This window comes from Eubacterium aggregans, assembly GCF_900107815.1.
GTDB lineage: Bacteria > Bacillota > Clostridia > Eubacteriales > Eubacteriaceae > Eubacterium_O > Eubacterium_O aggregans.
Genome location: NZ_FNRK01000010.1, coordinates 24,562 through 44,501, shown reverse-complemented (window position 1 = coordinate 44,501; position 19,940 = coordinate 24,562). Strand labels below are relative to the sequence as shown.

Sequence of the window (19,940 nt, the reverse complement as noted above, 5' to 3'; positions counted from 1 at the left end):
CCCATTTAAGACTGGTTTTCCTTCATCAAGCGCCTAAATTTATTGGCAATGACGGTAACATCCTTCTCTTCCCGCACCGCGACAAAAATCGTATCGTCCCCTGCAATGGTCCCCACGATTTCCGTCCATTCCATGGCATCAATGGCCAAGGCTGCGGCCTGGGCCATGGCCGGCAGGGTCCTCAGGACGATTAAAAAGGCGGTGGTGTCTACAGTCAGCACGGATTCCCGAAAAACGGTGGCCACCCGTTCGTCAAAAATAGTCCCGATGTTTTTCATGGTTGCATAGGATTGTCGTCCCCCCTTTCCCGTTACCTTAATGAGCTTTAGCTCCTTAATATCCCGGGAAACCGTTGCCTGGGTCACCTTATAACCCGCTGCATTTAACTCTCTTAAGAGTTCTTCCTGGGTCTCAATATTTTTATTTTCAATGATTTCTAATATTCTTGCCTGTCGTGATACCTTCATCTCTTTTCTCCTGTAAATACCTGGGAATCATTTGAAAGCTTTCGCCGAAGACGATCAAAAAATCCAATATCACTGATCCGGATCAAATTGGCCGATCGCTTTGCCGTGGTGACCTCCACCCGATCCCGCCCACCAATGGGAACACTAATCTGTCCATCCGCACAGACCACCAGATCCCGGGCACTTTGGTTAAACTCCAAACGAATGGTGCTTTTATGGGAAACCACGTAGGCCCGGTCATGAAGACGATGGGGGCAGATAGGGTTTAAAAGCATGACCTGCGTCCCCGGGACGACCACAGGACCACCAGCTGCCAGAGAATAGGCCGTGGACCCTGTGGGGCTGGCAATAATCAAACCGTCTGCCCGAAAGGCATCCACTTCCTCATCATCAATAAAGGCTCGAAGCTCCATCATCCGAAATCCCGCATTTTTAACTAAGACATCATTGAGTGCCACATGCTCTTCCACCAGACCGTTTGCAAAGGTAATCCGACATTGAAGCATCATTCGCGGTTCCAGGGTAAACTGCCCTGCGCATAGGCGTTCAAGCACCGGCTCTAAATCCTCCGCCTCTCCCTCTGTCAGAAAGCCAAGCTTCCCCAGATTAATCCCACAAAGGGGAACACCATTGGTGCTGGCATGACGGGCCGCCCCCAAAAGGGTTCCATCACCGCCAAGGGTGACGATACACTGGGGCTTACTGAAAAATTCATCTTTTAAATACCCCGTAACCCCAGAGATCCCGGTTTCTTGCAGCTGTTTACTGAGCATCACGACTTTTACATTCTGTGCGCTCAAATACGCTACGCACCGAGTGGCCATTTCGATACTATTGCGTTTATCACAATTGAGATAAATGCCTATTTCATTCATGACTGCCATGGTCCGCCTCCTTCCCTGCTGCATGGGCATCGGAAACAACGGCTTTAATGGCCTCATCCCAATTCACAATGCCATCTTCAGCCGTCCCCTTCTGGGTAAAACACAAAAATTCAATATTTCCCTTGGGTCCACGAATGGGCGAAAAGTCCAATCCCTTGATGGTATACCCCGCATTGATAATCCCGGACAATGTCGTCTGCAGAACCTCCTCATGGAGCTTTGCCTCCCGCACGACACCATTCTTTCCAATTTTTTCCTTACCGACTTCAAACTGGGGCTTGATTAGCCAAATTCCTAGGCTGCCTTCCTTCGTTAGCCCTGCAATGGTCGGAATAAGCTTTAGGATGGAAATAAAGGAAACATCCATTACCGTCGCATCAGCTGCTTCCCCGATATCCTCTGGTGTTAAATATCTGAAATTCGTTCGTTCCATACAGACCACGCGGTCATCATTTCGAAGCTTCCAATCCAGCTGACCATATCCCACGTCAATGGCATAAACCCGCTGTGCCCCATTTTGAAGGAGACAATCGGTAAACCCCCCAGTGGAGGACCCAATATCCAGAAAAACCCGCCCTTGGATGGGAAAAGGAAATACAGCAATTCCCTTTTCGAGTTTTAACCCGCCACGGCTAACATAAGGAAAGAGATTTCCTTTGATGACCACCTGATTTATGGTGATCTCCTCAGAAACCTGATCCCCAGCTTTGGTATGGATTTGTCCATCCACTTCCACCAATCCAGCCATTATGGCTTTTTTAGCTTGTTCTCTGGAATCAAATAAACCCAAATCCCAAAGACATTTATCTAAACGTATTTTTTTCATGCTCTGCCTTCTTCTCTTCTGCCTGTCCTTTAGATTATTCGTGACCCTTAACTAATATTTTGACACTGGCGATGGGAACGGCGATGCCGTGAATAATAGCTGTTCCATTTTTCATAGCAATCCCTTTGCCAACGGCTTTCCCACCTACGGTGATACAAGCAACAGCAGCACTGGCCAATAATCCCACCACCGTCGCATTCAGTACGGGGAAATAGCTTAATAACTGAGCAACAATACTCACACTGGTCGCCCCACTGACAATCCCACAAATATCACCAATGACGTCATTGCACACATTGGAGACCTGGGGTGCATTCTTCACCATGTTTACGCAAGTCTTTGCCCCTTTAATTTTTTTTGCCGCCATGGCATTAAAGGGGTCCAAATTAACAGATGCTACTGCAATTCCCAAAATATCCGCTAAAATACCAATTAAAACAATCACCAGAAGAATGATGAAGGATACAGCAAGTGCGGTATTGGATAAGAGCACATCCGAAATATAGCTAATAATCATCGTGGAAATAAAGGTCCCCAACGAAACCCAGAAAACCCACATTCTTTGCTTATGCTCTTTAATTGCTTTTTTTGATTTCTTTTTTCCTGCTTCTTTACTTGAAGCGCAATCTTTACTATTTTCTCCCATTTTTTCACTTTCCTATAATCAAAAAGAAAGGAACTATGCAGGGCATAATTCCTCAAAACAGGTGGTAGCACAATGAGTAAACTTTGCAACATAGGTTCAGTAGGATTTCCCAAAACATGACTGGAACGTCGCCATTCCAGCGGTTTCCCTTTACATGTAGTCCACGTTGTCACCAAGCGCGGGACTGAATTACCACTAAGTGTGCACTATAATCCCCACTGTGCCTCTTATACGAATGACACGATTGAGCAGCCTAGGGGTTTTCCCCGGCGGCACCCATCGACCCTTAGCCTCTTTTGCAGATTGGGTTTCGGCCGCATTATTTCATAACGTTCGGGCCCTGAACCGTATGAAACTGTCAGACCATCCACCCAAGCCACTCAAGGCAGGCTACACTGCGTCAGAACCTTCAGGCCACTACAGCCTGGGGCACGTTGGCAGGTTTTCCCGGCAAAAGCCGGTCTCCACGGAGGCAGGGTCTACGCCTGCATGCCATTGCAGATCGCCCCATCCTCCTTAACCCCCTGAAAGAACCCTCGACTGGGCGTCGAAAGCAGGAACAAGGGACTTCATCGATATGCCCTTCGACGGATTTTTAGGCCCGCCCTGGTGATCGATAGTGCCGACTAGAATACTGCACCACCTTTGTTTGTATTATATCATTGCCATCAAGGATTCACAAGTGGATTTAGTAGCTGGTTTAATAAAGAGTTAAATAATCAAAAACGAAAAAAGCTGGAGTAAAAACTCCAGCTCATCGGGTTAATCCATGGGAACCACTGCGCCACCATAGGTATTTAAAATATAATTCTGAACCGATTCGCTTTTTAAGGCATCGATTAAGGCTTTCGTCTTATCGGAATTTTCTTCACCCTTTCGAACCGCCACGATGTTCGCATAGGTTTTAGCCGCTTCAGAATCCTTTTCTTCCTTTGCCAGGGCATCGCTCACCTTTAAATCGGCATCCAGGGCGTAGTTCCCATTGATGACAGCCATGTCCACGTCGCCCAGAGATCTGACAAGCTGGGCGGCTTCCAATTCCTGGACCTTTAAATTTTTAGGATTTTCAGCAATATCCTTTGGTGTTGCCGCCAATCCGACACCTTCTTTTAATTTGATCAGGCCCTGGTTTTCCAACAGCAACAGCGCCCGAGCTTCATTGGTAGTGTCGTTAGGAACGGCGATAGTCGCACCATCTGAAAGTTCAGTCACAGCCTTTGTTTTTCCCGCATAAAGACCCAAGGGTTCATAATGGATTGAAGCTGCAGACACTAGGTCCGTTCCATTTTTTTCGTTATAATCGGTCAAATAGGGTGCGTGCTGAAAATAATTGGCATCCAGCTCACCGTTGGACAATGCCTGGTTGGGCTGGACATAATCGGTAAATTCTTTGATCTCAAGGGTATATCCCTTTTCCTTCAAAGCTTCTTCCGCTGCTTTGAGAATTTCGGAATGGGGAGTTGGTGATGCTCCCACCACAATGGTCTTATCGTCTGTCGAACTGGATGAGCCTCCCCCACACCCTGCTAGGGATGTCATGAGCAACCCTGCCGCAAGGACAACCGCACACACTTTTGTAAAACGCTTCATAATTTCCTCCTCTTTACTTTTTATGACTTCCGCTTATCCTGCTTCTGGGCCAGCTTCATTCCCACTTCCTGGAAAATCTGCACAACGAGCACCAGCAAGACAACCGTCACAATCATCACACCATTTTCATAACGATAATAGCCATAGCGAATGGCGATATCCCCTAAACCACCACCGCCAACAATACCAGCCATGGCAGAATATCCCAAAATCGTCGTGGTTGCAATGGCCGCCCCCACGATGAGTGAAGGCTTTGCCTCTGGCAGGAGCACTTTCATAATAATTTGCATTGGGCTTGCTCCCATGGAAAGGGAAGCCTCAATAATACCCTGATCCACCTCTCTGAGAGAAGATTCCACCATTCGGGCCACAAAGGGTGCCGCCGCAATGACTAAAGGAACAATGGTAGCATTGGAACCAATGGTGGTTCCGGTAATGAGGCGTGTCAGGGGAATAACGGCAATCAACAGGATCAAGAAAGGAATGGACCGTGTGATATTCACAAAAACATCCAGAACCTTGTGGAGACCAGGAAGGGGTTTAATGCCATTTTTATCGCACACCACCAGGATGACCCCCATGGGGATCCCCAGGGCGTAGGCGATGATTGTGGAGGCCAGGGTCATATACAAAGTTTGAAGCAGCCCCCACCAAATCATACTGATCATTGTACTATCCCACATAATCGGCCACCTCCTCAACACTCAGTCCATTGGAGCGCAGATAACTCAGGACCTTCGTTGCCGATGTTGAATCCTCTGGCAGCTGAATGACCATCTGTCCCCTGGCGGTCCCGTCGATATTCTTCATATCCGCAAACATGATATTTACCAGGGCCTTACATTCCAAAATCATCTTTGAAATGACAGGGTCGTAGGACGAGCTTCCGTCAAATACAATGCGGCAGCATTTTTGACCAACCTTGGTCATCAGGCTTTCACCCTCCGGAAAAATCATCTTCTTAGCAATGGTCGTCCTAGGATTTGTAAAAATGCTTTCAACACTTCCCTGCTCTGCAATCTGGCTCTTATCAATAATAGCCACATGGCTGCAAATCTCCTCCACCACGCTCATCTCATGGGTAATGATGATAATGGTGATCCCCAGTTTTTGGTTAATATCTTTGAGAAGGTTTAAAATCGACCGTGTCGTTGAAGGGTCCAGTGCTGAGGTTGCCTCGTCACACAAAAGCACCTTCGGTTCATTTGCCAATGCCCGGGCAATGGCTACCCGCTGCTTCTGACCACCAGAAAGCTGGGATGGGTAAGACTGTGCACGATCAGAAAGCCCGACCAGCTCCAATAATTCTGCTGCCCGATCCTTGGCCCGATCTTTATCAAAACCAGCAATTTCCAAGGCGAACAGGATATTCTTTTCGGCTGTACGCTGCTCCAGAAGATTAAACTGCTGAAAAATCATTCCCATGGAGTAGCGCACCCGACGCAGCTCTTTTTCAGGCAAGCTGGCAATATCCTGCCCGTCCACCAAAACCCGACCTTCGGTGGGTTTTTCCAATAAATTCATACAGCGAACCAGGGTACTCTTCCCCGCCCCGCTCATACCGATGATGCCAAAGATATCACCTCGATTGATGGTGATGTTGATATCATCCAGTGCCCGGACATCCCCAGACTTGGTGTGAAAGGTCTTCCCTAAGCCCTGGATCTCTACAATGGGTTGTTCTTTTATGGATTCCATTCTATAGTACCGTTATCCTCCTTCAGACAAAATGTCCAAGTTTACATGGTTATATTCATTTTATTATAATTCAGCCGAATTTCCTTTGTCAAGGAGGAGCTCAGATAATCGGAACAATCCATCCCTTTCATATTCATTTTCCCTTGACTCCCAAAGGCCCTATTGTATAATTAAAGAAAAAAGAATTGGAGAATATCATGGGTTACAAAGAAGAATTTATCGACTTTATGGTCCGTTCCGGCGTCCTCACCTTTGGGGATTTCGTGACAAAGAGCGGCCGTAAAACGCCTTACTTCGTCAATACCGGAAATTATCGTACATCTGAGCAAATCGCTAAACTGGGAAGCTATTATGCGGCCTGTATCGCTGAAAATTTGGGGAGCACCTCTTTTCTATACGGCCCCGCTTATAAAGGTATCCCCCTGGTGATTACCGCTTCGGTAGCCCTTTATAATGAGCATCAGTGCAACATCCCCTATTGTTTCAACCGCAAAGAAGCCAAGGATCATGGTGAGGGGGGCAATATCATCGGCTATAAGCCCCAGGACGGTGATATCGCCATGATTATTGAGGATGTCATCACGGCGGGTTCATCGGTTCGTGAAAGTGTTCCCTTGCTGAAGGGCATTGCCGATGTTAAAGTGGATTCCCTCATTATTTCCGTGGACCGGATGGAAAAGGGAACCGGTGGCAAGACTGCCATCCAGGAAGTGGCTGAAGAATTTGGCATCACAACCTATCCCATTGTGACGGTCCGGGAAATTATCACCCATCTCCATAACCATGAGGTCGATGGAAAAATTATCATTGATGATGAAATGAAGGACCGAATGGAGGCCCATTTGGATCAGTTTGGTGTTTAATTTCATAGAAATCTAAGTTTTTTATGTTTTTTTGGTTTTTTTATGAAATTGTTGTTGACAACACCCTGGATTTCAAGTATACTAAATTTCGTTCTCGACCGAGTCGTTGGGAGCGAGGTTGCGGGTGTAGCTCAGTGGTAGAGCCCTGGCCTTCCAAGCCAGTCGCGAGGGTCCGATTCCCTTCACCCGCTCCATCAATACGCGCCAATAGCTCAGTCGGATAGAGCAACGGCCTTCTAAGCCGTGTGCCCGGGGTTCGAATCCCTGTTGGCGCGCCATTATTTATGATTTGTGGTGGACGTAGTTCAGTTGGTAGAGCGCCAGATTGTGGTTCTGGTTGTCGAGGGTTCGAGTCCCTTCGTCCACCCCATTTTTTTATTTAGGGGTATAGCCAAGTCGGTAAGGCACCAGACTTTGACTCTGGCATGCGTAGGTTCGAGTCCTGCTACCCCTGCCATTTTTATTATGACCCATTAGCTCAGTTGGTATAAGCAGAGAACCCAAATCTTTGATTTGGTATGAATCGCTTAGTCGGGCGGACTTCCCCGTTTTATGACTGTACGCAGTGGATGAGAGATAGAATTATATATGACCCATTAGCTCAGTTGGTAGAGCATCTGACTTTTAATCAGGGTGTCGGGCGTTCAAGTCGCCCATGGGTCACCATCTAAACATTAATGAAAGCCGAAAGGCTTTTTTTTATGCTTTTCACATTCCCTATCCACAAAAAAAACGGTCTGTTGGGACCGCTTTTCAAATCACTCTTTTTATTTATTATCGCATCTTTTTCTCAAACCCACAGGTAATCTCTTCGTACCGCTCAATTTTATAATCAAGGCGCTGCAGCGTTTCCTGCATTTCCTGAATCCGATGAGCCAGCTGGACACGCTGTTCAATGAGCAAATCCTTTCGGGCGCCAGCTGTCGCATCACCCTGCCTAAACATCCCGACGTATTCAATCAACGTTTCAATGGAGAGTCCTGCACTGCGCATACATTTGGCAAAGCTGACCCAATTACAATCCTCCTCGGTAAAATCTCGGATACCATTATCCCTGCGATGAATGGGCGGAATTAAGCCGATGCGCTCATAATACCTTATGGTGTCAGCTGAAATCCCATATTTTTCAGAAACCTCAGTAATCGTCACGATGCCCTCCCTATTGTGCCTCAAAGGTTTTGGCCACTTGTTTTAAATCCTCCATAATGGAAAGATGCTGGGGACAGGCTTCTTCACACTGCCCACATTCAATGCAATCCGAAGGCTTCCCAGAATCCTTGATCAAATTGTTAAAATAAACGCTATGGGTTGAAAAGCCCTTGTTATCCGACTGAATTTCGGCGTTGTACAGACTAAAATATTTTGGAATGGCAATCTTTTGGGGACAGCCCTCCACACAATAGCCACAGGCTGTACAGGGAATGGCGATGGATGCATTAATCATGTCAACGGCCTTCCAGAGGGTGGCTTCTTCTTCCTCGGATAGGGATAAAAAATTCTCCATGTAGCTGATATTATCTAGGAGCTGATCCATATCGGACATTCCGCTTAAGACCATCATGACATTATCAAGGCTGGCCGCAAATCGAAGGGCCCAGGATGCCATTGATCCATGAGGATTTTGGGCTTTTAGCAGCGTTTCAGCTGCCTTTGGCACTTCTGCAAGGGTTCCCCCCTTGATCGGTTCCATTACGATGACTGGAACGCCATGGTTTGTGGCGACCTCATAGCACCTTCGGGATTGAATGCTCTCACTTTCCCAGTCCAGATAATTGAGCTGTAGCTGGACAAATTCAATCTCTGGATGGGCTGATAAAATGTCTTCTAATAAATCTGCAGAGTCGTGGTATGAAAAACCGATATGCTTAATTTTCCCCTCTGCCTTCTTTTCCTGTATAAACTCAAAGCATCCATATTTTTCTGCCGTGGCATAATTATTGATGCCAAGATTATGCAGCAGGTAATAATCGAAATAATCGACGCCGCACTTTTCAAGCTGCTCCTCGAAGATCTCAGTCACCTGATTCTGAGATTTCAGAAGCATGGTAGGCATCTTACTGGCCACCGTAAAGGAATCCCTGGGATGGCGCTTCACCAAAACCTCCCGCAGAAACATTTCACTCTTAAAATCATGATACATATAGGCCGTATCAAAATATGTAAATCCCCGGGCTAAAAAGGTGTCCACCATTTTTTTCAAGACTGGGATATTGACACTGGCCGGATCTTCCAAACTCATTAAAGGCAAGCGCATAAAACCAAAACCTAATTTTTTCTGTGTCATTACAATCTCCTGTTTTTTATAATCCGTCACCCAATCCTTTTCCCTTGACTGGATGACTTTGTTCTAGCATAACACTTGGAGTACGCTCCAAGTCAAGTCAATTCGCTTATTTTTTTAACCAATAAAAATAGCCAGAATTTTCATCCTGACTACATTTATTCATTTTCATCCTGATTGCTTTGAATCTGTTCATAATAACGCATTACCTTGTTGGCATATTCCGGATCCCCATAAACATCCCATCCCAGCTCTGCCTTCATGGCATTGCTGAAAATTCGCGCATTTTCTTCGGTGTAGCCCTCATTCCGTTCCCTGGCCCAGCTAATGTAGCCATTTCCGAAATTATAGCCCTGAATCGCCAATTCCAGGCGGCTTAAATCCTCGGGACCCTTACACTCAGCTAGGTCTAAAGAATCGCTAAAATAGCGAACACCCACCATAATGGAATAGTCTGGGTCCTCAATGGCGCCAGGCGCCTTTTCATAGACTGTGTTATGGGTGCTTTCACTGCTTTGCATGGGGTCGTTGCCCATGCCCTTGGATTCCTGCATCATCATGGCCAGCAAGATGTCTGTGTAGGGCTCAATGTCATTTTCTCTGGCGTATTGCCTTACTGTCGGCTCATAATCCATCACAGCCGAGGTGAGCACTCCAGACACATTGCTTTCCCACAACGTTTGGGCATAAGAGGTCAGATAACGGCATCCTGATGCAATGAGAATGATGATGGCTAATACAGCTAAAATGGACAAACAGCCTAGGGTCTTTATACGATGTTTTTTCTTTCTTTTTTTACTCATTAGTTCATCCTAACCCGACAGCCTTTAGACCAGCTTAATCTCATCCTATTTTATCAATTGACATTGTTTTAGTGAATGTTTAGAATTACAATCGTATTTATCATCTTCACTATGAAAGGAAGCAACATGAAGAAAATTGAAGCGAAACAAATTTTGAGTATCCCCAATATCCTGAGCATCATTCGTTTACTTTTGATTCCTATGTTTCTCTATCTCTACTTTAAAGCAGAATCACCCCTAGATTTTTTAATCGTTGGCCTGATTATTCTGGGCTCTGGACTCACCGATTTATTCGATGGCCTGATTGCCCGACGCTTTAATATGATTACAGAACTGGGGATTATCTTAGACCCTGTGGCGGATAAGCTCACACAATTTGCAGTCATACTCATGTTGATTCTGCGTTTCCCTGCCATCCTATGGCTGGTTGCCCTATTTATGGTGAAGGAGATTTATATGCTTGTTAACGACATTAAGCTCCTCAAAAAAGGAAAACGCTTTAGCGGGGCCCTTTGGGCGGGTAAGGTCTCCACTGCCACGTTTTTTGTCACGACTTTTTTATTGGTTTCCTTCCCACAGATGGGAGCACTTTATGCCAACCTACTGATGATTATTACCGGCGTTATGCTCAGTATTTCCTTTTATCAGTACAGTCAGGCCTTTAAGCAAATGTACGCAGAGCTCCGGGAGGAAAGCCAGTCTTAAAGCCCCGCTTTCATTTTCTCTGCTTGATCTGAGGTAATCAGAGCATCCACCATTTCGTCAATTTCCCCATCTAAAAAGGCATCCAGTTGATGGACGGTCATCCCGATGCGGTGATCGGTTACCCGGCCTTGGGGGAAATTGTAGGTCCGAATCCGTTCGCTTCGATCCCCTGTCCCAACCTGGCTTTTTCGATCCTTGGCAATTTCGCTCTGCTGTTTCTGCATTTCGATTTCATACAGCCGGGCTTTTAACACCTTCATGGCCTTTTCTTTGTTTTTAAGCTGGGATTTTTCATCCTGGCAAGTCACCACCAGTCCTGTGGGCTCATGGGTTAAACGAACTGCCGAGTCGGTGGTGTTGACGCACTGTCCCCCATTCCCAGAGGAGCGATAAACGTCCACTCGGATATCGTTGGGATTAATTTCAACCTCAACATCATCTACCTCTGGCAATACAGCAACCGTCGCTGTGGATGTATGGATTCGGCCGCCAGACTCCGTTGACGGAATCCGCTGAACACGATGGACGCCACTTTCATATTTTAACCGGCTGTAGGCTCCCTGCCCTTCAATGGCAAAGGTGATTTCCTTAATCCCTCCAATATCCGGAATATTGGAATTCATGATTTCACTTTTCCACCGATGACGCTCGGCATAACGGGTAAACATCCGGAATAAATCCCCTGCAAAGAGGGCGGCTTCACTGCCACCGGCACCAGCCCGGATTTCCACAATAACGTTTTTATCATCGTTGGGGTCCTTGGGAAGCAGAAGGACCTTCAGTTCTTCCTCTAGGCGTTCCTTTTCCTCTGTCAACTCTGATAATTCCATTTCACAAAGCTCTTTAAACTCTTTATCCAGAGCTTTATCCAACAGCATTTCCTTGCTCTCTTCAATGCCCTCCGAGGCTTTCTTATAGGCCATATAATGGGCGATGATAGGCTCCAGATGGGCATGCTCTTTCATAAGCTTCTGCCACTTAGCCTGATCTGCAATGACTTCCGGATCGGAAATCTTCTGATTTAAATCATCATATTTTTCTGATAAAAAATCCAGTTTTTCTAACATCCTGTCTCTAACCTCTTAACTCATCTCTATAATTTCATTTTCAAAAAAGAATACCGTCAAACTCCCTGGCCCTGTATGGGTTCCAATAATAGGAGCTAATGTCATAATTTCAATCATCTTAGGATCGATATGGTGTTTATGGGCAATTTTGATAAACATTTCGACCAAGGCCATATTATCCGCGTGGGCAATATACATATCCTGTTTTCCAGGATTTGACATGTTTTTAGCCACATAATCCACCATTTTTTTAATCAGTTTCTTTTCACCCCTGGCCTTATCGATGTTCTGAAGCTCACCGCTTTCATCCACCTCCAACAAAGGGTAGATATTAAGCAAATTCCCGACCATGGCCGTGCCCTTATTCAACCGTCCACCGCGGTACAAATACTCCAAATTGGTCACTGTAAAAACATGACGGATCTGGGTGGATAATTTCTTGGTATAGGCTGCCAGGGATTCAAAATCCGCTCCTTTATGCGCCGCTTCTGCCACCTTCGCCACAATCATCCCAAGGCCACCGGTAACCGCCTTAGTATCCAGAACCGCCATGGGGACCTCCGGATATTTTTCCTTCACATCCCGTAAGGCAAGCATCGCCGTTTGATATGTGCCCGATAATCCACTGGAAAAACTTAGATTAATAAAAGCTTCACCTGCCTCAGCATGTCTGGTAAAGGTCGAAACGAAATCGGAATACGGGATCTGGGAAGTACTAAAGTGCTCCCCCTTCCGCATTTCAGAATATAGCCGATCTGGTGTTATGTCAATGCCGTCCCTATAGGACGTGTTCCCTTGCATAATGTAGAGCGGCATGATTTCAACGCCATACTCCTCTACCAGTGCTTTTGGCATGTCACAGGCAGAATCTGTTATAATCTTTATTGTCATGGAACCATTCTCCAATCCTTGCAATTTATCTTTGAAATTATATCATATCATAAGCATCTCAGCTTTCGCAATTAAAATTGAACACGTCCTCCAGGGGGATTCGGGCTTCCCTTCCAATCACTTTTCCATGATGCTTTAAAATATTCATAAATTTCCACGGTTCCAGGTTAACAATTAATTCATCTGGAACCCCAGCCATCTCCAAGGCCCGATCAGCATATGGGAAATGCCCTAAATCACATCGGTAATGGGTATCACTTCCCACAACGATGGGGATATCCAGCTCCGCACAACGTTTTGCGATAGCCACGCAATTAGGCGCACAGCCCTTGCGTATGAAGAAGGACCCATTGTTAATTTCAATCATCTTATCGTGCTTTTTAGCACTTTGTAAAATCGCCTCGTAATCCAGGGAAAAGGTTGGGTTTCCCAGATGACATAGAAAATCCACCAAGGGGTTTTCGATGGCCCCCAGCACTGCCGAAGTGTTTTCCGACTGGCTGCCAGGTGCCAGGCAAATATCATGAAGGGATGCTGAAATGACCTCCAAATTTGGCACGCACCTTTCGGGTATATCCAAGGTTCCTTCAAAATCCATGATATTTGCCTCAATTCCCTTTAAAACCCGCACATTGTCAATAACCGATGGAATAATCCGGTAATTGGCAAAATAAATGGGCTGGGGTGCCCCTGGAAGCGCTGGTCCGTGCTCGGTTAAACAAATCAGTTCCAGGCCACGGATATTGGCCATATCCACCAGCTCCTGTACCGTATTATAGGCATGGCCGCTGACCACGGTGTGGGCATGGGCATCCATTAAATAATCACGCATTTTCGTCCTCTTTCTTTTCTTCTAGTAATGCATCAGGAGCTTCGGTTTCACTTTTGTCACCTTGCTTGCGACGCCGTTCCTCCGCAACCTCTTCATTATGTCGTGCAATATTATCACAGAAGATTTGAGCAGAGCGGAAACCGGCGGCCTTCATCCGGTTATTGATGGCCGCCGTCTCAATGATGGCTGCCAAATTACGCCCGCCGGAGACAGGAATGGTGACCAGGGGAACCTCCACACCGAGGATATCCGTGGTTTCTTCATCCAATCCCAACCGGTCATAGGGCGACCGGTCATTCCAATTTTCCAGACGAATGACCATATCGATTTCCACAGATCGTTTTACGGACTTTGCCCCGTAGAGCATCCGCACGTCGATAATGCCGATCCCCCGAACCTCCATATAATACCGCAGCATCTCAGGAGCCTCTCCCATGAGGGTATGGCTGTGATGGCAGGTAATCTCCACCACATCATCTGCAATAAAGCTATTGCCGCGTTTAATAAGCTCCAGAGCGGTTTCGCTCTTTCCAATTCCGCTGGCTCCGGTGATGACCACCCCAACCCCATGGACCTCCACCAATACGCCGTGAATACCGGTCCGGGGCGCGGTCAGGGTATCCACATAATCCACCAGGCGGTAAGTCAGGGAGGTAGTTTTTTCCTTGCTCTTTAACAGGATACGGTTCTGCTTCTCTGCGGCCTCTTCAAAGAGCTGTACCTGGGGCAAATCCCAGCACACAATAAAACAGGGGAAGTTATAGGAGAAGAAGTCGTTAATCCGTTTTTCCCGAAGGCGCTCGTCCAGACTCATCAGATAGGACATCTCCACCTTCCCGATAATTTGGATTCGGCTGGCATCAAAATATTCGTAATAGCCATGGAGCTGGAGGCCTGGGCGGTTAATCCCACCGTCGTAAAGCTCGAAGGTTTCAAACTCACAATGGACGATTTCCAAATCCATTTCTTTACAAAAGTCTTTGATATTAATCACACACAAGGGCTCTGTTCGATTCTCTCTACTATTCATGATTTTCTCCTGTCTGGTTGTTTTCTGTAGACCATGCCACCACTGCCTTAGCCGCCCTCACATCCATTCCCGGGATGGCGGAAAGCTCCTGCACCGTCGCAGTTTTTATATTTTCAATCCGTCCGAAATGCCGCATTAAGGCCTCCCGACGTTTTTTCCCAATACCGGGGATTCCCTCCAGCTCTGAAGCCATCATCCCCTTCTTGCGCAATTGATGGTGGTACCCCAGGGCATAACGGTGAACCTCTTCGGATATCTCACTGAGAAAGGTACACAGGGGGGTCCCATGCTGAAGGGGGTATTCCTCATCCTTATAAATGAGCCCCCTCAGATGATGGTGGTCATCCTTGACCAACCCCGTAACCGCAATATCCAGCTCTGGGTACATTCCCAGAATACTCCGAACAGCATCGACATGGGTTTTCCCACCATCAATACAAAATATCTCGGGAAAGGGTAAAAAGCTGCTTTTTCCAGGTTCAACTCCCTCAGCCTGCTCCTTTAATCCCCGTTCAATTCGCCGGAATAATACCTCCTGCATGCTGCCATAATCATTCTGACCCTCAACGGATTTAATCTTAAAACGTCGGTAGGCCTTTCGATCGGGGCGACCATCTGTAAAAACGACCATCCCCCCTACATTATCCGTTCCGCTAATATTGGATATATCATAAGCCTCAATCCGTTTGGGCAGGTCATCCATGTGGAGTAAATCCCTTAGGGAGTCTAAGCGGCTCTTTTTCTTCTCCTGCTTATGGCGCTGCTCCAATAAATACTGGCCTAAGGTCAGCCGGGCGTTTTCCTCAACCATTTTGGCCATTTTAGATTTCTGCCCCTTTTGGGGCAGTAAAATGTGCACCTTCGCCCCACGGATATCCGATAGCCAGGCGGTGATGGTTTCGGATTCTTCCGCCAGTAAAGGGGCACTTAAAATAATCTCCCTGGGTATAAATGGCCTGCCGGAATAATATTGCTTGACAAACTGGGTGAGGATCTCTCCCTCTGAAGATTCGGAAATCCCCTCCATAAAGACATGGTCCCTACCCAGCATCTTCCCATCCCGCACGTTGAAAACCTGGACGCAGGCCAGGTCCTCTTCCCAAGCCAAAGCGATAATATCCTGATCCTGGGCATTATTCGTAATGATTTTCTGCCGCTCCACAATATGGCGAATCCCCTGGATTTGATCCCGCTTTTTTGCGGCGGTTTCAAAATCGAGGTTCTCTGCCGCTGCCGCCATTTCCTGGGTCAGACGGCCAATCATTTCCTTATCCTTCCCACCCAGCAAATCCAGTACAGCATGGATGCTTTCCCTATACTCGTGCACCGGTACCTTCCCCGTACAGGGTGCACAGCACTGCCCAATATGGTAGTTCAGGCACGGACGGCCAATGCGTTTTCCAAAGGCCACATGACGATTACACCGTCTCAGGGGGTATACCCTACCAATGGCCTCAATGGTCTGCTTCACCGCCATGCTGTTGGTAAAGGGGCCAAAATAACGGGCACCATCCTTTTTATGCTTACGGGTCATGAGAATCCGGGGGTACTCGTCCTGGAGGGTCACCTTGATGTAAGGGTAGCTTTTATCATCCTTCAGCATTATATTATACTTTGGATGATGCTCTTTAATCAGGTTACACTCCAGGATCAGAGCCTCCATCTCACTGTCCACCACAATGGTCTCCACCCATTCAATGTGGGAAACCAGGGTAACTGTCTTGGGTGTAAGGTTTTTAGAGTTTTGAAAATACTGACGCACCCGATTATTTAAATCCTTGGCTTTTCCCACATAGATGATATCTCCGGCGTGGTTATGGTACATATAAATCCCCGGCTGATGGGGAATGTTTTTTAAAGAATCTCGATCAAACATAGTGCTTTCCTGAAATATTTCTATATGAATTCGTTTTTTTAACCTCTTTAACCTTTTTCATTCTCCCCACATTTGCTATAATACTATCAGATAACGAAAGTACTACAGAAAGGATGTGATTCGATGTTTGAAACACTGTCTCAAAACGGCAATGATACCATCATAAGCAATGGAACCTTTGAAGTCCGGATTATTCCTAAAATATACGATGATGGCTACACCCTGACGAAGGTCGTCAAGGACAAGCCCCTTGAAATCGTCGAAGTTCGCGACATCCGGTTGCCATTATCTGAAAGTGAGATCCTCAAGGAAGCAAAGAAGCTATTGAAACAAATCTATGAATCTGTGGATCTTGGACATTTTACCCTATCCCAGGCATAATGTAATTTTCATAATGAATGACAGTTTACATTATAGCACATAGTCGCACAAACACCAATACGGCCAAAATGGAAAATCCTGGGAATACCCATTTGGGATTTTCCTTTTTTTATGAGATGGAGTGAAGGATGAATAAATACCGCGTCATTATTTTTGATTTAGACGGCACCCTTTTGGATACGGCGCCGGGCATTATCAGTGCCGTTCGCTATACCGCCGATACCATGGGGCTGCCCCAATTGCCGGATTCCACCCTGGCGGCCTTCTGTGGTCCTCCAAGCCTTAAATCCTATCGTACCCATTACGGCCTGGATGAGGAAGCTGCCAGAGCCTGCGTTACTCACCATCGCTGGTACCAAAATGAATACGGCTTTAAAGAGGCTGTGGCCTACATACAATTGGTGGATTTATTAAAATACCTTAAAGCAACCGGACACCAGCTGGCGGTGGCTACCTTGAAGCGGGAGGATATTGCCATTCGGACCCTTGAGGCCGCCGGGATCGCCCATTATTTTGACGCCATCTGCGGTATCGATCAGGCCGAATCGAAAACAAAGGCCGATATCATCACCGACGCCCTCACGACCTTAGACCGCACCCCCTGGGATGCCGTTTTAATTGGGGATAGCGAGTACGATGCCCAGGGCGCCTGGTCCGCTGGTATCCCCTTTATCGCCGTCACCTACGGATACGGTTTTAAAACCCCAGAGGATACCAAGGCCTATCATCCCCTCTTTACCGCCAGCGATGTCCAGGATCTGCTGACCTTCTTTGCTGCTGGGAACGAATAAAAATCCATAAATACGGAAAGGATTTGAAAAGATGAAAAGAAAAAAGGAATCTTCAAAAACAACATTATTCCCCAGATCCTCAGGTGTGCTTCTCCATGTCTCTTCCCTCCCCGGAGACTTTGGAATCGGCACCTTTGGCAAGGAGGCCCGAGCATTTGTCGATCAATTGTCCGAAATGGGCTGTACCTGGTGGCAGGTCCTCCCCTTCGGGCCCATTGATGCCTTTAACTCACCCTATAAAAGCCTGTCCGCCTTCGCCGGGAACATTTACTTTATCGACCCCCAAGGCCTGGGAGAAGCAGGCCTGCTCACTGCTGCGGAGGTTGAAGGCGCAAAGATCAACCACAATCCCTACAGCGTGGATTATACCACCATCAAAGCAACCCGGATGTCCCTTTTTCGGTTGGCTTACACCCGCCTGACCGAAGAACGCAAGGAGAATATTGCCAATTTTGTCCAGGCCAATGACCACTGGCTGACAGACTATGCCCTTTGTCAAGCCATCCAAAAAGAACAAAGCGGACGGCCCTGGACCCAGTGGACCGATGATTTTTTAAAGCGGCGCGATCCCAAGGCACTGGACGCTGCCACAAAACGCCTGGAGGATGAGATACACTTTCAGTATTTCCTCCAATATATTTTCTCTACCCAATGGCAATCCATTAAGGAGTACGCCGGCACTAAGGGCATCCAGATCATGGGGGACATGCCCATCTACGTGGATATTGAGAGCGCAGATGTCTGGGTACATCCCCAGCTTTTTGAAATTGATGCAGAGGGCCATCCCATCAGCGTTGCAGGGGTTCCTCCGGATTATTTTTGTGAGGATGGCCAGCTCTGGGGGAATCCCCTGTACCATTGGCCAAATATGGAAAAAACAGGCTATGCCTGGTGGATTCAGCGGCTTAAACACACCCTCACCCTTTTCGACGCCGTCCGAATCGATCACTTCCGGGCCTTTTCTGCCTATTGGGCCGTCCCTGGGGATGCACCAACCGCCCGGGAGGGAAAATGGCTGCCTGGGCCGGGGATGAAGCTTTTTGATGCCTTTACCGATGCCATTGACTTCTCAACGCCCCGAATCATTGCCGAGGATTTAGGGGTTATGGACGAGGGCGTCATCTCCCTACTGGCCGACTCCGGACTGCCTGGCATGGGGGTTCTCCAATTTGGCTTTATAGAGGATGGGGACAACCAGCACCTTCCCCATAACTATAGTAAAAAGACCGTTGCCTACACCGGCACCCACGACAATAATACACTTCTGGGCTGGCTGTGGGAGCTCCTCCCCTGCCAGCGAGAAAACGCCCTGGCCTATGTGGGCTACACCGGCCAGGGGGATGATTGGCAGGTGGGTGGGCCCAAAAGCCCCTCCTGCCGTGCCTTTATCCGAGCCTTATGGCAAAGCGGCGCCAGCATCGCCATCGTCCCGATCCAGGACCTCTGTGGCTTCGGCGGGGATACCAAGATGAACAAGCCCGGACAGGCCGATGGAAATTGGGCTTTCCGGGTCGCTCCGGAAGCCCTTAAGAGCATCGACGTTTCGTTTATCAAAGCATTAAATCAATTGTACAAGCGTTAAAAAAACGCCGTGATGGGGAGTACACCTCCTTCATCACGGCGATTTTTCTATTTTCTTTTCATAATTAAAGGCTTTTCTGTCGCTTTAAATCCCATTTAAATAATCCATGGCGATTGCAATACCCATAAACCGTCCCAGGGCGTGTGCCTGAAAAGCGAATCTGGGATTCCTGTTCCGGGTAAAGCTTGACCATCTGCAGGCCATCGTAGGTCATCAGGGCAAAAAAGGAAATATAATGCTTCTTCCCCATGGGATGCTCCATGGTAATCACCCAATCACCGTCTATGGCCTTCACCTGGATATCATGGCAATCATCTGCCGCCTCGGCTTCGAGCTTCGGCAGGCTGATGCCACAGCAGGAGTACGCCCCTTCACCCATGGCATGGATGATATTACCACAAACCGGGCAGACGTAAAATCCGCTGTGGCGTATATTAGAGCGCTTATTGCGATTCACCATACACTCTCCGGATAATAGCTCTGCCACGGATACCCCCAGTGCTAAAGCTAAGGGCTCAAGGAGGGTAATATCCGGCAATCCCCTCCCGGTCTCCCATTTGGAAACTGCTTTATCACTGACAGCGATTTGGTCCGCCAATTCTCTTTGGGTCAGGTGCTTGTCCTCCCTTAACCGCCGTATCGTCTTTCCGGTTACATACTCTGTCATTGGTTATCTCCCTTCATTGGTACATTTCTTTTGATACTAAAAGGATAACCTTAGACCTTT

Annotated in this window: 21 protein-coding genes and 5 tRNA genes; 10 read left to right on the top strand and 16 right to left on the bottom strand. The window is 47.3% G+C overall.

What is annotated here, in order from left to right; genetic code table 11:
- Nucleotides 1-5: 5 nt before the first annotated feature.
- The 7 genes from argR to BLW33_RS07150 all read right to left on the bottom strand — a co-directional run bounded on the left by argR (nucleotide 6) and on the right by BLW33_RS07150 (nucleotide 6,111).
- Nucleotides 6-467, bottom strand: coding sequence for an arginine repressor (gene argR, locus BLW33_RS07180; RefSeq protein WP_090306956.1), 462 nt, complete (start codon nucleotides 465-467; stop codon nucleotides 6-8).
- Nucleotides 464-1,351: an NAD(+)/NADH kinase gene (locus BLW33_RS07175; RefSeq protein WP_090306953.1), complete on the bottom strand. Its 888-nt coding sequence runs from the start codon at nucleotides 1,349-1,351 to the stop codon at nucleotides 464-466. The genes argR and BLW33_RS07175 overlap by 4 nt, the downstream gene beginning before the upstream one ends.
- Complete coding sequence (locus BLW33_RS07170; RefSeq protein ID WP_090306949.1) at nucleotides 1,335-2,177, bottom strand: TlyA family RNA methyltransferase; 843 nt, start codon at nucleotides 2,175-2,177, stop codon at nucleotides 1,335-1,337. Before BLW33_RS07170 ends, BLW33_RS07175 begins: the two co-directional genes overlap by 17 nt.
- A 34-nt stretch (nucleotides 2,178-2,211) precedes the next feature.
- A complete protein-coding gene (locus tag BLW33_RS07165) occupies nucleotides 2,212-2,694 on the bottom strand; it encodes a hypothetical protein (protein WP_242911621.1) in 483 nt (160 codons plus the stop codon).
- An 891-nt stretch (nucleotides 2,695-3,585) separates the two neighbouring features.
- On the bottom strand, nucleotides 3,586-4,413 hold the full coding sequence (locus tag BLW33_RS07160) for a MetQ/NlpA family ABC transporter substrate-binding protein (protein WP_090306942.1): 828 nt from the start codon (nucleotides 4,411-4,413) through the stop codon (nucleotides 3,586-3,588).
- A gap of 20 nt (nucleotides 4,414-4,433) precedes the next feature.
- Nucleotides 4,434-5,096 carry a methionine ABC transporter permease gene (locus BLW33_RS07155; protein WP_090306939.1) on the bottom strand — a complete coding sequence of 221 codons (663 nt, stop codon included), beginning with the start codon at nucleotides 5,094-5,096 and terminating at the stop codon, nucleotides 4,434-4,436.
- On the bottom strand, nucleotides 5,086-6,111 hold the full coding sequence (locus tag BLW33_RS07150) for a methionine ABC transporter ATP-binding protein (protein ID WP_176966657.1): 1,026 nt from the start codon (nucleotides 6,109-6,111) through the stop codon (nucleotides 5,086-5,088). The genes BLW33_RS07155 and BLW33_RS07150 overlap by 11 nt, the downstream gene beginning before the upstream one ends.
- 197 nt (nucleotides 6,112-6,308) lie before the next feature.
- Between BLW33_RS07150 and pyrE the strand changes: the two genes are divergently transcribed.
- From pyrE to BLW33_RS07120, 6 genes are all read left to right on the top strand, one after another.
- Nucleotides 6,309-6,974 carry an orotate phosphoribosyltransferase gene (pyrE, locus tag BLW33_RS07145; protein ID WP_090306937.1) on the top strand — a complete coding sequence of 222 codons (666 nt, stop codon included), beginning with the start codon at nucleotides 6,309-6,311 and terminating at the stop codon, nucleotides 6,972-6,974.
- A 120-nt stretch (nucleotides 6,975-7,094) separates the two neighbouring features.
- Nucleotides 7,095-7,168 (top strand) — tRNA-Gly (locus tag BLW33_RS07140).
- A 7-nt stretch (nucleotides 7,169-7,175) separates the two neighbouring features.
- Nucleotides 7,176-7,252: transfer RNA gene (locus BLW33_RS07135), tRNA-Arg, on the top strand.
- A 16-nt stretch (nucleotides 7,253-7,268) separates the two neighbouring features.
- A tRNA-His gene (locus tag BLW33_RS07130) sits at nucleotides 7,269-7,344 on the top strand.
- 11 nt (nucleotides 7,345-7,355) lie between these two features.
- Nucleotides 7,356-7,431, top strand: a tRNA-Gln gene (locus BLW33_RS07125).
- 133 nt (nucleotides 7,432-7,564) lie between these two features.
- Nucleotides 7,565-7,640, top strand: a tRNA-Lys gene (locus BLW33_RS07120).
- Between the two features lie 108 nt (nucleotides 7,641-7,748).
- Here BLW33_RS07120 and BLW33_RS07115 read toward each other — a convergent pair.
- The 3 genes from BLW33_RS07115 to BLW33_RS07105 form a co-directional block, all read right to left on the bottom strand.
- On the bottom strand, nucleotides 7,749-8,123 hold the full coding sequence (locus BLW33_RS07115) for a MerR family transcriptional regulator (protein ID WP_090306935.1): 375 nt from the start codon (nucleotides 8,121-8,123) through the stop codon (nucleotides 7,749-7,751).
- Nucleotides 8,124-8,133: 10 nt separating this feature from the next.
- The gene (locus BLW33_RS07110) at nucleotides 8,134-9,258 is read right to left on the bottom strand and encodes an aldo/keto reductase (protein WP_090306932.1); all 1,125 of its coding nucleotides are present in this window, start codon (nucleotides 9,256-9,258) and stop codon (nucleotides 8,134-8,136) included.
- 155 nt (nucleotides 9,259-9,413) lie between these two features.
- A complete protein-coding gene (locus tag BLW33_RS07105; protein WP_090306929.1) occupies nucleotides 9,414-10,058 on the bottom strand; it encodes a lysozyme family protein in 645 nt (214 codons plus the stop codon).
- Nucleotides 10,059-10,184: 126 nt separating this feature from the next.
- Between BLW33_RS07105 and BLW33_RS07100 the strand changes: the two genes are divergently transcribed.
- Complete coding sequence (locus BLW33_RS07100; RefSeq protein ID WP_090306926.1) at nucleotides 10,185-10,763, top strand: CDP-alcohol phosphatidyltransferase family protein; 579 nt, start codon at nucleotides 10,185-10,187, stop codon at nucleotides 10,761-10,763.
- On the opposite strand, the gene prfA is transcribed toward BLW33_RS07100, so the two are convergent.
- The 5 genes from prfA to uvrC are packed head-to-tail and all read right to left on the bottom strand — an operon-like array spanning nucleotide 10,760 to nucleotide 16,459.
- A complete protein-coding gene (gene prfA, locus BLW33_RS07095; RefSeq protein WP_090242718.1) occupies nucleotides 10,760-11,830 on the bottom strand; it encodes a peptide chain release factor 1 in 1,071 nt (356 codons plus the stop codon). The two genes, BLW33_RS07100 and prfA, sit on opposite strands and share 4 nt — an antisense overlap.
- 15 nt (nucleotides 11,831-11,845) lie before the next feature.
- Entirely contained in the window at nucleotides 11,846-12,721 is an 876-nt protein-coding gene (locus BLW33_RS07090) for a DegV family protein (RefSeq protein ID WP_090306923.1), read from the bottom strand.
- A gap of 58 nt (nucleotides 12,722-12,779) precedes the next feature.
- Complete coding sequence (locus tag BLW33_RS07085) at nucleotides 12,780-13,553, bottom strand: phosphatase (RefSeq protein WP_090306920.1); 774 nt, start codon at nucleotides 13,551-13,553, stop codon at nucleotides 12,780-12,782.
- Nucleotides 13,546-14,583, bottom strand: coding sequence for an HPr(Ser) kinase/phosphatase (gene hprK / locus BLW33_RS07080; RefSeq protein WP_090306917.1), 1,038 nt, complete (start codon nucleotides 14,581-14,583; stop codon nucleotides 13,546-13,548). Before hprK ends, BLW33_RS07085 begins: the two co-directional genes overlap by 8 nt.
- A complete protein-coding gene (uvrC, locus tag BLW33_RS07075; RefSeq protein ID WP_090306914.1) occupies nucleotides 14,576-16,459 on the bottom strand; it encodes an excinuclease ABC subunit UvrC in 1,884 nt (627 codons plus the stop codon). Before uvrC ends, hprK begins: the two co-directional genes overlap by 8 nt.
- Before the next feature lie 123 nt (nucleotides 16,460-16,582).
- Here uvrC and BLW33_RS07070 point away from each other — a divergent pair, with 123 nt between their 5' ends.
- The 3 genes from BLW33_RS07070 to malQ all read left to right on the top strand — a co-directional run bounded on the left by BLW33_RS07070 (nucleotide 16,583) and on the right by malQ (nucleotide 19,213).
- Nucleotides 16,583-16,840, top strand: coding sequence for a hypothetical protein (locus BLW33_RS07070; protein ID WP_090242706.1), 258 nt, complete (start codon nucleotides 16,583-16,585; stop codon nucleotides 16,838-16,840).
- A 128-nt stretch (nucleotides 16,841-16,968) separates the two neighbouring features.
- The gene (locus BLW33_RS07065) at nucleotides 16,969-17,631 is read left to right on the top strand and encodes an HAD family hydrolase (RefSeq protein WP_090306911.1); all 663 of its coding nucleotides are present in this window, start codon (nucleotides 16,969-16,971) and stop codon (nucleotides 17,629-17,631) included.
- Between the two features lie 31 nt (nucleotides 17,632-17,662).
- Complete coding sequence (gene malQ / locus BLW33_RS07060) at nucleotides 17,663-19,213, top strand: 4-alpha-glucanotransferase (RefSeq protein ID WP_090306908.1); 1,551 nt, start codon at nucleotides 17,663-17,665, stop codon at nucleotides 19,211-19,213.
- Nucleotides 19,214-19,277: 64 nt separating this feature from the next.
- Here the strand turns inward: malQ and BLW33_RS07055 are convergent, their stop codons facing one another.
- Nucleotides 19,278-19,880, bottom strand: a complete 603-nt coding sequence (locus tag BLW33_RS07055; RefSeq protein ID WP_090306905.1) for a helix-turn-helix domain-containing protein — start codon at nucleotides 19,878-19,880, stop codon at nucleotides 19,278-19,280.
- Nucleotides 19,881-19,940 lie beyond the last annotated feature (60 nt).